We start from the raw sequence: 12,981 nt of genomic DNA on the forward strand, positions 1-12,981 counted from the left end.
TTTCGTTAAAGCTAACTTGCGGATATCATGTTAAAGACATGATTTTAAAATCAAATGAAGAAGGAGGGGCCCTCTGGCTCCTCCTTTTTTTATCCTTTTTAATTAAGCTCAACAATTCGAATTTCCGTGTCCATACATTCTTTCATGTATCCCCTAATCAAATTGATTTAAGCAGCTTTTTCAACTCTTTTGGTACCGTCTTCTCGATAGTAATGGAACGTGCTCCATGCATGGACGCAAAGAATTGAAGTCCCTCCCGAAAATCCGCCATCCATTCCTCCACAGGTGGAGCAGTCTCTTCCATAGATATCAAACGAACGGTAAGTACTCCAGTTTTGCGATCAAGCCGTGGGTCCATACGCCCAATCAACCGATCACCGTGAAGAATAGGCATGGCATAATAACCGTAGGTTCTTTTCACCTCTGGGGTATAAATCTCCCATTTATAATGAAAATCGAATAAATCAACAATACGTTCTCTTCTCCATAACAGGTTGTCCAGCGGCGGCAGGAAACGGACCGGGCCTGACGGATCATAGTGCGGCTCTTCCCTTTCCATATGCATTAGCAAATCCTCATCTTCAGCACGAATATAATAAGGCGTGGCCACGTCCTCCACCTTAAGCGGGATCATTCGCCCATCTGACACACGGGCAGCAATATCGGCGCGTCGTTCAGCCGCTGTAGATTTCAGCCAACCGAGACGGGGATCACGGGCATCTACGACACGATACGCATAAATGTATTTATCCAGCAGAGCCTGTCTCTGGGCCAACACATCCATGTCTTCTTTCATCGGAAGTCCCTGTTGCTGCAATCCGGATTCGGTGATATGGAAATAACGTTCATTCCCCTGCCTCGCCACCACACGAATTACAGCGGAGTCTAACAGTAAATTCAGAGCAAGTGTCGTATCCTTGGTCTTCGGCACATCTGCACTGTCCCAATAACCACTAACCCGCTCAACAGCACGGAAGGCTCTTGAAGGTAAAGGTCCTTCTTCCTTCAAACGCTGTAACACATGCTGCACTGTTTTCTCTAAACCTTGCAAGGACGGAGCCAGACGCTCCCTTAATCGAGCACGCACAGGTTCAAAGAGAGCATAGTCTTCCATTGGAATGACACAGGCAGCATTTGCAAAATATTCAAACACCTTGTGATCACTCAGCAACGTATTTAAGCTGTCAGCAGTATAACCAGGGTCACGGGCTCCCAGCACCAAATGCTGGTTTCCAGTTACAGCAGCCACAGGATCAATCTGCACGCAACCAAGGGAGCGAATCAAACTCAAAACTTGGCTGGGTCCCGAAGGTAAGGAAACGGCGGGCCAACGTCCCAGTAAAGCTTGTGTATGCAGCAAAAAACGCCGAACGATTTTCTTATTCATGTGCAGCGCTGTTGTCATATGTATAGGTTCTTCCCTTCATTTAGTGTACAAAATTCTATCGTCTTACTTATCCAGCAATCCGTACCTTATAGACAAAATAAAAAGAAGCACTACCATCCTGGATGATCTGCTTCTTGTGTTTGACCTTTTGCAATTTTTCCTGCTTCGTAGGCATGAGCCGTACATGCTGGGATAACGCACCATAATCTCCGTTAACTCTTCGGCTCTGTTCCGAGCACCATTGACCTGACCGCTCTGCTTTACGTAATGCTTTTTGTGTTTGTGTACGTGCCATAATGGATCACACTCTCCTTTGGTTGATATACACTCAATATATCATGTGCAGCTATGCAAGTGAAGGTGAAGCTTTTTTGTTGAAGAGGATAAGTAAACCATGTCATCCAAATTATAATTATTTAAGCTATGGCAAAGGGAAACTGCAACGTAAATTGCCCATTTTCCTCAAGAAGAGTGAATAAAACCTGTTGCAATATAATTAATACAAAAGTTCTTGAAATCAAAAAAGGCCGCTATTAATAGCGGCCTTTTTTGATCTTTCATCTTCTTTATTGTTCAACTTTAAACCATGGACCTGCATTTTGTATGACACCCCATAGTTTCGCTGGCAACACAAGATCTCTAACGTTAGATGATTTAATCACGTTTTGGATTTCCGCCTCCCTTCCTTGTTGAACTTTTTCAACCCACTCTGGATCGGAGATTAATACACGTCCAATTACCGCTAAAGAGAGTCCTTTCTCCATGCTTTCAGAGACATCCTCTGGGCTTTCCAAGGAACCCGCTGCAATTACAAAAATCCGATTGTTGGCATGTTCAACAATCAGCTCAAGATACGTTTTTTTGTTATCTTGGTTATATTTTGGTTTTGATGTAAGGGCTTGTACCAAGGAACCATGAACATAATCAACATTTTCTTCAATCAGTTTATCAATCAGTGCGTAAGTATCTTTCATTCTAAGGGCATCTTGTTGATGTTCCTCTGGGGAAATGCGGTAACCTAAAATAAATGGTTTTGTCGAATATCTCTCAATAGCTTTTTTCACCTCTCGAATAACAGCTATTGGAAAACTCAGACGTTTTTCCAGTGATCCCCCCCATTGGTCTTGACGTTTGTTGAAGAATGGAGATAAAAAGCTTTGAAGTAAAAAACCGTGGGCTCCATGGAGTTCAACACCGTCAAAACCAGCTTCAATTGCACGTCTTGTAGCTTCACCGAACGCATGTATAATTTCCAGAATTTCTTCATGCTTGAGTTCTCTAGGGGATACTGCTTCAGTCAGAGCAACACCGCTCGGACTTACCACGTCACCATTAGGAACTAATTCAGCAATCGCTTTATCTCCAGCATGGAACAATTGAAGAATTGCTGGAGCTCCTCCACTCTTAGCAGCATCTGCCAATTTTTTTAGACTAGGGATAAATGAATCATTATATGCGGCGAATTCATGTGTAAATCCAATCCCATTGGGTAGGACATGAGTACAGCCCGTGATAACTAAACCTACACCATTCACTCTTTTTTTATAATATGCAACTTCCTCATCGGAAATCGTGTAATCATCATTACTTGACCATGTCGTCATCGGGGACATAACCACTCTATTCTTTAAGGTAATCCCTTTATTGAATATAAAGGGTTCAAACAATTTATTAAATTTACTCATTGTACGTTCTCCTTTGTATTTTGATTTCTAAGTACTTATTTATGGAACAGATGAAGGTAACCCTATCTCATCCATCCCAACCACAAGTTCTACTCAAGAATATCAGGTTAACCTAAGGGGAAGTAAAGCAGGGATTTGATACGTAATTTAAAAGGATTTACTTTTAATAATTTTCTATTTTGATAAAATAATAGTTACAGTAACTGTAACTATGGAGGCGATAAGATGTTTTTTTCAATGAAATATGTGGTGGAGAATTATAATATAACTGCAAAAACACTTCGATTTTATGAAGAGCAAGGGATATTACCGAATATTTCACGCGACGAAAAAGGGAATAGAGTTTATACCGAACAACAAATCGATTGGATTTCTTTTATTCTTTGTCTCAAAGAAACAGGAATGCCACTTTCTAAAATCAAAGACTACAAGGAATCTTATGAGATGGGGAACTCCACCTATTTAGAAAGAGAGGAAATGTTAAAGAAACATAAAATTGAATTACAAAAGAAAATCGAAGAAAGTTTAAAACATATGGAAGAAATAAATTATAAATTAGCTATGTATGAACTTCAAAAAGATGAGGTTAGGAAAAATCCTAACCACAATTTTAAATGTCACGGCCTTGAGGTGAACATTGTCGATATTAGGGGGGGGGTGAATCAAATATTCAGAATACTACCACTAACTGATGAACAAACGGAGCTCGAAATACCTACCTAAAAAATAACCAGTCGCCTGTTTCTACCTAGCGATTGGTTATAATCGTTTTAGAATTTGCATCTGTCGCAGTCATCCGTTTTTTTTGAGGGAGTCTCCACGGTTTAAAACGTTAATTCTGACTACATTACTACTTTCGATATTTAAAAATCTACATTAAAGCACAGTAGCACAATGCACCCTAACGGGATTGCCGCTTTCGCCGGGACTGCCACGTCTCGATTGGCTCATGATCTTCTTCTTCGATCAGTTCCAATGCTTCTTCCACTCTTCTGGCTTTGAATAACAGAATTAATTCCATCAGGTCCTCCCGGTCCAGCAGCTTCACTCCATTAACCGCTGCAAGCGTCCGGCAAGCTTCGGTGTAACGGGCGGACGTTAATACAATCGACCGGTCGGCTTCATAATAACGCATGGAGGTATAGATTTCCTGCACGGCACTTAACCCTACGGGATGGTTTGCGCCATATCGCTTCGCTTGTACAACACTTCGTCTACCGAGTCTATCAACAAACACCAGATCTGCCCCAAAATCCCGGCTGCTTGTTGTCTTATGCACCTCATCGTACCCGAGCTCTTCGAATAAATGATAGAGATATAATTCAAATTCCGAACCATCCTCCATCTTGTCGATGTCCTTTATTGTGATCTTACGAGGATTTGCTTCACTTCGGATTCGCTGCCCGCGCCCGATAACACGCCGAATAATCCAGGCCAGCAGCAACAATATGATGATACATCCAATGACCCATTGGGTCACATTTTCACTCCAGTTCATAACTATTCTCCTTGTTTCATTTCCTATGTTCTATCCAACGTCTTACGCAGATATGACTTGTCACCGCACTAAATATATCAGACTTCCACCTTCATCGAAAGAAGATGAATTCCCTGTAACTGTTACACTTCTCCAAACATAGTGATTTCGACAAACCAATGATAAAAGGTTACAGTGCGTTCGGTTGAATTCAGCTTAACTTTAATGGTAAAATTCAACAATCGGTTCTATTTTGAACTGAAGAAGAAAGGTGGTTTATCACTTGCATACATTGACCAAACACAAGTCCAAAACATGGGCTGCCCTCATTCTCAGCGGCATGCTCCTCTTCACCATGAATACAACAGGTTACGCCGCTGCTTCAACCGAATCCATGCCCAAACCGGCGTGGACGTCATCTTCCCTGATGTTATCTGAGGCTAATACAGAGAAAGATGTCCTGATCAAGGGAATTCATGCCGTGCCATCCAAAAATCTTGTATATGTACATGCCTCCCAGCCCGTGACCAAAACAAGCAGCAAAACAACACTCGACTGGCAACTGGACTCTCTCCAAGCATTTGATGTTACAACTGGACAATTGAAGTGGAATACGATATTCCATGAGAAAAGTGGTCCTTATACCACCTACTCTGATTCGATATATGCCAGCAACGGTACGGCTTATGTATATATGGAATATTCAGACAAAACCAAAAAATTGTACTCATTCAATACATCCGGAAAAACCAACTGGGTCAAAACGGTGAATTCACCTGCAAGCATATCCCTATTGGATAACGATACGCTGATGGTTGCTTCAAGTCAGGGCGTTCAATCGAATGGTTCGGTTCGCTCCACCATCTCGTTATATGACAAAAAGGGCAAGCTGATTACCGAAAAGACTATTAACGGTAACGTGCTTAAGGCTGATCATGGTCGAATTGTAGTGGATGCCAGTAAACAAACGAAGGTAGGCAACTTCTGGCAGCAAGCTGCGAATCCCAAAGTAGAGATCTATGATCGTACGTTGAATCGTCTGTCCTTCTATCAATTCCCTGCCAATGCAAATACATTAGGAGATGGTGGGGGTGAATCGCTGGCCATTCTCGACGATGGTTCCATCATTATGCGTGCGAATCTCGAAAACACCGGTAACCGACTGATGGGCTTTGGCACCGATGGCAAGCTTGCTTGGGGACGTGCCATTGCTGGTGATGCCTACATTCAGACGGCTGGCAACGGTTATACAGTCTTTACAGGGCAGAAGCTGGAACTGTACACGATGAAAGGCAAAGTGACTGAGCGTACGTTCAAGGACGCACAACCTGCATTGATGCATGTCGACCAGACACAGGATGGTCAGTATCAGCTTGATTTTGCCAAAACAGGATACATTCTTGATCCTCAGACGCTGGAAGACGTGCACATCTACACGACCAGTGCCTCGGTTCCTTCATTAGAAGGTGTTTCAACCTATGTGGATGATGTCATCTATTCCATGAACGATGAGACATTGTCCAAATATGTATTAAAGGCTGCTGCAAAATAATGAACAGAGCGCTTCTGTATGACCGTCTAAACGGTTGACAGGGCGCTCTTTTATTTCAAATTCGCCTGGCTCCCCTTACTTGTCATTTCTTCTCATCCTGTTATACTAGTAACGTTCTCTTGCTTCACCCTAATCTTGATAGGCAAAAGGAGCTTAACCTTCCTATGATTATTCAGTTCATTCGATATAGATAACTTGGGGCATAGCCATAAACCTCTTTTTTGAATTTCGTGCAGAGGTTTATTTGTTATGCCCTTTTCTTCAGTTATCCAAATCTGAATGAATGGGGTGTTATTCCATGTCAGTCCATCGCAGAGAACGCAGCGCTGCGCTTATTAATCCATACATCCATATGTTGAACTGTCCCATCTGTCATAGCCCTATGGCAACCATTAACTCAGGGAGCATTCAATGTGTGTCCAGGCATAGCTTTGATTTTGCAAGACAAGGCTATATCAATTTCATGACACGTTTTTTCAAGGGCAACTATGACAAACGTTTATTTACAGCCAAAAGGAATATCTTATCGGGAACCGGTATTTATGCTCCTTTGACCGAAGTACTACGCAGGTGGATCGCACGTTATTCCGTTGACATCAGCTATCCCGTGCATATTCTGGATGCAGGCACAGGAGAGGGAACATTTCTGCAGCAGATTACGCAGAATACTCCAGCCGTTGGCTGGGGCATCGATATTGCCAAAGAAGGCATTGCCATGGCTTCCTCTGCCTACAACCAGCAACTTTGGTTTGTCGGCGATCTGGCATGCAGTCCGTTTGCAGAAGGTCAGCTGGACATCATCCTGAATATATTTTCTCCTTCCAACTATGAAGAGTTTGGACGAATTCTGAAGGATGGGGGATGGATCATCAAAGTCATCCCCCATGAACGATATTTAATTGAACTGAGAGAAATGCTGTTCCTGAATCGACCTGATCAAGCAAACGGCCGGGAACTTACGCTGGACCGATTCCGCAAACATCATCATCTCATCGCCAGCATTCCGCTGACCTACACGCTGCCCGTCACCGAAAACATGCTGGATTCACTCGTTCATATGACACCACTTTCCTGGCATCGGTCGAGATCATCCCTGGTGAGCATTCAAGCTTCCTTGTCGAAGATTACCATTGACGTAGAAATACTGGTGGGAACAATCAGATAACCATTATGGCTGATTTCAGCCGCCATACAGTCAAAAAGCCGGGCGAGTTCCAACTGGAACTTTCCCGGCTTCTCATTTGATCTGATGCATTATTTCCAGTTCTGCTCGATAAATTCGTCCCGTCCGGATAACGCACGGTCTTCCTTATAATGTTTCTCGTTTTTCTTGTGGTATTCCTGATGATAGTCTTCAGCCGGATAGAACACGACGGCATCCCGAATTTCCGTAACGATCGGTTGAGTGAATCGTCCGCTGGTTGCCAGTTCCTGTTTGGACTGTTCAGCAAGCTCACGTTGACGTTCATTATGCACAAAGATTGCCGTACGATACTGTGTCCCCCGATCCTGGAACTGTCCTCCGTTATCTGTCGGGTCAATCTGAGGCCAGTATAGCTCCAGCAGTCGTTCATAAGGGAATACATCTGGATCAAATGTAATTTCAACCACTTCGACATGACCGCTCTCCCCGGTTTTGACCTGCTCATATGTTGGATTCTCGACGTGGCCGCCAGCATAACCTGATATAATGCCATGAATGCCCGGTTGTTCTTCAAACGGTGTAACCATACACCAGAAACATCCGCCGGCGAATGTAGCTTTTTCCATTCCGTTCATCCCCTCTTATCTAAACTACGTATGAATATAGATAGCATTACGCATATCTTCTTATATTTTAAAACAACAAGAGGTTGATTGAAAGCCATCGTTATGGCTCTCAATCAACCTCTTCATTGGTAATTTGTTTTATTCATTTGGTAATGCAATTTAGCTGACAACTTTATTCAAGAACTGATCTTGAATGAGTTACCCGCGACTACGTCCCATCGAACGGAAGATCAAGCTTACGATGGCTACAAGAACGATCGCACCGATCAATGCAGGTACAATGTAGAATCCGCCCATCTCAGGACCCATATCTCCCAAGATTACTCCACCTAACCATCCACCGATGAAACCAGCAATGATGTTACCAATAACACCACCTGGAATGTCACGACCAACGATCAAACCTGCCAACCAACCAATGATACCACCGATAATTAATGACCATAACCAACCCATATCATTCACCTCTAATTAAAGTTTTTGTTGTTGTCTGTCTACTATTAACCGCTACAGAAGCATTTAAACAATTGGCATAAAAATTTTTGCATATTACCTTTTGTCCCCATGCATCTTTCTCTGCAAAACAAGCCTTAGTCAGGTATGAAACAGATCGCGTTACTTTCCGGCATCTCACCAGCTCAGGGCTGCGTTATGTACCTCCCGAAAGTCATTGTATGTTAGAGCAGACAAGGTTAGTATCACCAATTGAGGTAGGATTATTTATAAAATTGCGTCATATTATAGGATGGATGGGTTAGATCTGATCAATAAAAGCCTGCACGACCCTTTCCTGGCTGCGCCAGCCAAGTATGTTTATGGCTCTTGTCCAGCTCGCCACGCATCGACTGAATGACTTTCACAATGTCTGTCTGTCCATTCTGATGCCATTCGAGCGCAACGCTCACATACAACTCACCCAGCTGCGCAAGCGAAAACGTGTCGGTCAGACGAGCAGCTTCAATTGCTCCTTCTTCACCAGCAAATATGGTGAAGCCCCGCTGGCGCAAATATTGCAGGCGCAGCGCTTCATCTGGCAGCGGAATTTCGTAAGCCCGGTCAAACCGTCCAGCACGGTTCATGAGGCCAGGGTCTATTTTCTCAGGATAGTTCGTTGTCCCGATCAGGAAAATGCCTTCTTTGGACGTAGCTCCATCCAGTGTATTCAGGAAAAAGGAACGGACTTCATCCGGCATCGAATCGATGTCCTCAATGATCAGTACCATCGGTGCGAGCCGCTTGGCAGCCTCGAACACTTCACGCACCGATTCACTGTTGGTATACTCCGTTATCTGCCAATACGCAGCCGGTCCCGGAATACTTCCTGCAATGGATTTCACCAATGTGGTCTTACCGTTTCCGGGATGTCCATACAATAGAATGCCCCGTTTGTACGGGATATCGTAATCTCTGTAAAAGGAACGATCTGCTTCGAAGAACTGATCCAGCGAGCGGAAAATATCCTGCTTGATCTGTGCCGAGAGAACAACATCCTCTCTTCCTACGGAGCGAGTAATGGATTCAACATGACGATCGCTGCCATTGCGAGCATCGGTATACACCGTCACTTTTTTCATATTTTGCTGACGTTCCCGTTCCCGGACACTTCCCAGAAATTGCTTCATCTCCTCATCACCGATGGCAAAGACAAAGTCTTCACTGTATATCCCGTTCTCTCGGAAAAACGGAACCCGTACGAGCGCAACGCCCCATTTTGGATAGGCAAATACATTGTTTCGAATGGAGTAATGCACACCATAAGTGGGTACATCCCCATCATCGTCGTAATGCAAGGTCTGAAGCTCCAAATCTTCGAATATGCGGGCTACCAACTCCACTTCGTCACTGCCATTTTGCAGATCTTCCCGGAGTAATTCCCAGTATTCATTGTTCGGGTCAGAACTGGCATAAAGCTTGTACTCAACCCCATAGCGCTGATGGAGCGCCTCACTGATTCCACGAATCAGCCTTGAATAGATGGCGTACCCTTCCACTCGAATTCGGGTATCATGTTGTTCGTCATAGGTATAGATCGCCTGGGTTGGATCTGTTTGTTTTTCGTTTATTGTCATTATTTCGCTCCCTTTACCGCTACAAGCGGTTTGCATTTGGCTACAACTTGAGCCAGGCCTGCGCCGGTAACACTGTCTATAATTTCATCTACATTTTTATAAGCCTGAGGTGATTCATCAATAATGGATTCAAGTGAGCGTTGGTTTACCACAATCTCATCTTCTGTACCCACACCCAGTGCCGTAGCAAAATCTTCCACGCTAATCAATCGTTTTGTTGCCGTCCGTGAACGGATACGACCCGCACCGTGACATATTGAATAATAATTATCAGCACCCTGCGGCTGACCTACCATGATATATGAAGCAGTTCCCATGGAACCGGGAATAAGCGCCGGATGCCCTGTTGCCAGATAAGGCTTTGGATTGTCCGGGTGACCTGCCGGCAACGCACGTGTCGCACCTTTACGATGCACAAAAACGGAACCTTGGTCTGCGTGAGATTCCTCCCAAGCATAGTTGTGCATCAGATCGTATAACGTACGAAATTCACATTTGGAGCCAAACACATCCCGGAATGCTTCGCGAATAGCATACGCAATCAGGTGACGATTGACAACAGCGTAATTCAATGCAGAATACATCATGTTCACATAATGACGACCTTCCGCATGCTCCAGTGGAGCAAATACCAGTCTGGGATCGGATGTACCCAGGTTAAGCCGCTGCATGACTTTGGCAATTGCTGACGAACTCGTCTGACTTACATACCCACCCCATGCACGAGAGCCGGAATGAATCATGACCACGATCTGTCCATCGTACAATCCCCAAGCTTCGGCGATTTCACGATTCTCTTCAGCGATCTCAATCGCCTGGATCTCGGCAAAATGATTCCCCCCACCCAGTGTACCGAGCTGACGATGCGAACGATGCCACGTCATATCAGGAACGTGGTTTAACACATCCTCATCGTAACTGAACTTGCTGCTTTCCACATGTGTCATCGCGGTTGATTTTTTCGGTGTATAGCTGTCCGGAATATACTTTTTGGGTAAACCATGCAGTCCTTTACGAACGATATGCTCCAGTCTGATATCCGAGTAATGACCTCGCTGGTTCGCCTCCATCGGCAATACTTTCTCAATGGCCTTGACGAGTTTGCGGCGGAGCTTGATGTCTTTCAATTCGTCCTTATGCAGGTTCGTCATATGCACTCGCATGCCACAGCCAATGTCACTGCCCACAATGGAGGGAGATACGTACCCGCTCTGCGCATCCCACACGGCTGTCGTTCCAATGCAGGTACCTACACCGACGTGTACGTCTGGCGTGTAACTCATATAAGAAATTCCCGGAATCTGCAGATTATTGTTTGCCATCTCGAACACCTTGTAATCAAGCGAGGAGAAGAGTTGTTGCGCCGCGTATACGGTTAGATCACCTGCAGGCAATTTTACTTCATGCCGGTAGGCTCCTGTTAATTCGTTTGGATTGGTAAATAAATTAAATTCTGTATTCATAAAAGTGTATTATTCCTTCCTGTACGTTCAGCAAATTCGGTTTGCTGATTCATCTGTAAAATAAAACTAAAAAAAGCCATAGGCTAATCGCCCATGACTTCTACTGAATGACAATAACGGAGAACAGAGCAGCATAAACATGCTGTGTGTCTGTCATCCATCGCTATAATATAAGCGAAGAACGCATATCGATTATCAAACCCGCTAAACGATATGCCTATCCCCTATGTCGACCGTATGAGGCCAATGAAACGATGAGCCGGATATGCTATTGTGTCTACGTTGCGCCCTGTTTGAATCAAATCATAACCAAGCATCATGTCTCTCGGCCTCCCTTCGTTAATGTTAGTCTTATATTAAGGGGACTAGAATTCATGTGTCAACCCTTTTCTTGGAAAATGGTCCATGGTGTAGATTGCATATGTAAACAAAAACAGGAGATTGTCCTAGGACAATCTCCTGTTTTCCAAATAATAATGATGTTGTTAGCGTAACATGATTATTACAGTCCTGCTTGTTTTTCCAACTCTTCAACCGGATTTTCGTCTTCTTTTTCAGGAACTTTAGAAGACAGGAACCAACCACATACCGCAATGGTGATCAGTACAATATAAAATCCGAATTTCCAAATTTTATTTTCCGGGAAATGCTCATCCAGAACACCCAATGAAGGGTGTGCAAGTGTAATAACGGCCAGCTTAACCCCTACCCAACCTACGATTACAAATGCCGCAACTTCAAGTCCTGGACGGGAATGAAGCAATTTTACAAAGTATGAGGCTGCAAAACGCATGATCACAAGCCCGATGAATCCACCGAGGAAGATAACGATAAACTGTCCACCGTCGAGTCCGCCAATTGGAGGCAATCCACTTGGTGGCAACGCCACGGCCAAAGCAACAGCAGCCAGAATGGAATCAACTGCAAATGCGATATCCGCTACTTCGACTTTGAAAACGGTCATCCAGAAACCGGATTGTTTTTTCGGTTTCTTCGGCGTTGAATCAGCTGCTTCATCTGTTTTATTGCGACTACCCAATATCTTTTTAACGATATGGTTAATCGAAATGTACAGGAGATACAAGGCACCGATCGCTTGTACCTGCCATACATCGACGAGGAAAGAGATCAGGAACAACGAACCTAAACGGAAAACAAATGCACCCATCAGACCATAGAACAACGCTTTTTTGCGCTTATCTTCAGGCAAGTGTTTAACCATGATTGCGAGTACCAATGCATTATCTGCTGCGAGTAATCCTTCAAGGACCACTAAGACAGCAAGCACCCACCCATATTCTAATAATAATGAAACATCCAACATTGACTCCTCCTTAATATTCTTATGATGTACAAAAAAAAGGACCTTTACCATCACTGGTAAGGTCCTTTTATATCCACAAAAAGAGACCTTTACCGAGCATGAAAACTTGGTAAAGGTCTCGCTAACAACAAAATTGCTGCCAATAAAGCCGGGGATATGATCCCGAATTGACGACTTTACTGTAAAAGCTACTCCCCTTTAACAGGAATATGTAGTTTTAGTTGGAACGGGTTGTTTAACCTGTACTCATCATA

Annotated in this window: 12 protein-coding genes; 3 read left to right on the forward strand and 9 right to left on the reverse strand. The window is 43.9% G+C overall.

Going from position 1 to position 12,981, the window contains the following annotated elements; genetic code table 11:
- Nucleotides 1-157: 157 nt before the first annotated feature.
- The 3 genes from MHB85_RS24040 to MHB85_RS24050 all read right to left on the reverse strand — a co-directional run bounded on the left by MHB85_RS24040 (nucleotide 158) and on the right by MHB85_RS24050 (nucleotide 3,072).
- Nucleotides 158-1,387: a DNA glycosylase AlkZ-like family protein gene (locus MHB85_RS24040; RefSeq protein ID WP_341073830.1), complete on the reverse strand. Its 1,230-nt coding sequence runs from the start codon at nucleotides 1,385-1,387 to the stop codon at nucleotides 158-160.
- A gap of 67 nt (nucleotides 1,388-1,454) precedes the next feature.
- Nucleotides 1,455-1,682 (reverse strand): hypothetical protein, encoded by a 228-nt coding sequence (locus MHB85_RS24045; protein ID WP_091020354.1) that lies wholly within the window; start codon nucleotides 1,680-1,682, stop codon nucleotides 1,455-1,457.
- A 271-nt stretch (nucleotides 1,683-1,953) separates the two neighbouring features.
- Nucleotides 1,954-3,072, reverse strand: a complete 1,119-nt coding sequence (locus MHB85_RS24050) for an NADH-dependent flavin oxidoreductase (protein ID WP_341073831.1) — start codon at nucleotides 3,070-3,072, stop codon at nucleotides 1,954-1,956.
- A gap of 225 nt (nucleotides 3,073-3,297) precedes the next feature.
- Here MHB85_RS24050 and MHB85_RS24055 point away from each other — a divergent pair, with 225 nt between their 5' ends.
- Nucleotides 3,298-3,795, forward strand: coding sequence for a MerR family transcriptional regulator (locus tag MHB85_RS24055; RefSeq protein ID WP_341073833.1), 498 nt, complete (start codon nucleotides 3,298-3,300; stop codon nucleotides 3,793-3,795).
- Between the two features lie 178 nt (nucleotides 3,796-3,973).
- On the opposite strand, the gene MHB85_RS24060 is transcribed toward MHB85_RS24055, so the two are convergent.
- Nucleotides 3,974-4,570 (reverse strand): restriction endonuclease, encoded by a 597-nt coding sequence (locus MHB85_RS24060; protein ID WP_341073834.1) that lies wholly within the window; start codon nucleotides 4,568-4,570, stop codon nucleotides 3,974-3,976.
- 262 nt (nucleotides 4,571-4,832) lie between these two features.
- Between MHB85_RS24060 and MHB85_RS24065 the strand changes: the two genes are divergently transcribed.
- Both MHB85_RS24065 and MHB85_RS24070 read left to right on the forward strand, forming a co-directional pair.
- Nucleotides 4,833-6,101, forward strand: a complete 1,269-nt coding sequence (locus MHB85_RS24065; protein ID WP_341073835.1) for a hypothetical protein — start codon at nucleotides 4,833-4,835, stop codon at nucleotides 6,099-6,101.
- Nucleotides 6,102-6,453: 352 nt separating this feature from the next.
- Nucleotides 6,454-7,266 carry a putative RNA methyltransferase gene (locus MHB85_RS24070; RefSeq protein ID WP_341074272.1) on the forward strand — a complete coding sequence of 271 codons (813 nt, stop codon included), beginning with the start codon at nucleotides 6,454-6,456 and terminating at the stop codon, nucleotides 7,264-7,266.
- A gap of 89 nt (nucleotides 7,267-7,355) precedes the next feature.
- On the opposite strand, the gene msrA is transcribed toward MHB85_RS24070, so the two are convergent.
- From msrA to MHB85_RS24095, 5 genes are all read right to left on the reverse strand, one after another.
- Complete coding sequence (msrA, locus tag MHB85_RS24075) at nucleotides 7,356-7,871, reverse strand: peptide-methionine (S)-S-oxide reductase MsrA (RefSeq protein ID WP_091020364.1); 516 nt, start codon at nucleotides 7,869-7,871, stop codon at nucleotides 7,356-7,358.
- Between the two features lie 198 nt (nucleotides 7,872-8,069).
- Nucleotides 8,070-8,327 (reverse strand): GlsB/YeaQ/YmgE family stress response membrane protein, encoded by a 258-nt coding sequence (locus tag MHB85_RS24080; RefSeq protein WP_017686880.1) that lies wholly within the window; start codon nucleotides 8,325-8,327, stop codon nucleotides 8,070-8,072.
- 308 nt (nucleotides 8,328-8,635) lie between these two features.
- Nucleotides 8,636-9,940 (reverse strand): ATP-binding protein, encoded by a 1,305-nt coding sequence (locus tag MHB85_RS24085; RefSeq protein ID WP_091020366.1) that lies wholly within the window; start codon nucleotides 9,938-9,940, stop codon nucleotides 8,636-8,638.
- Nucleotides 9,940-11,403, reverse strand: a complete 1,464-nt coding sequence (locus tag MHB85_RS24090) for an RtcB family protein (RefSeq protein WP_179198675.1) — start codon at nucleotides 11,401-11,403, stop codon at nucleotides 9,940-9,942. The genes MHB85_RS24085 and MHB85_RS24090 overlap by 1 nt, the downstream gene beginning before the upstream one ends.
- Before the next feature lie 502 nt (nucleotides 11,404-11,905).
- On the reverse strand, nucleotides 11,906-12,724 hold the full coding sequence (locus MHB85_RS24095) for a TerC family protein (protein WP_036617064.1): 819 nt from the start codon (nucleotides 12,722-12,724) through the stop codon (nucleotides 11,906-11,908).
- Nucleotides 12,725-12,981: the final 257 nt, after the last annotated feature.

It is taken from the genome of Paenibacillus sp. FSL K6-4396 (genome assembly GCF_038002525.1).
Lineage (GTDB): Bacteria > Bacillota > Bacilli > Paenibacillales > Paenibacillaceae > Paenibacillus > Paenibacillus amylolyticus_B.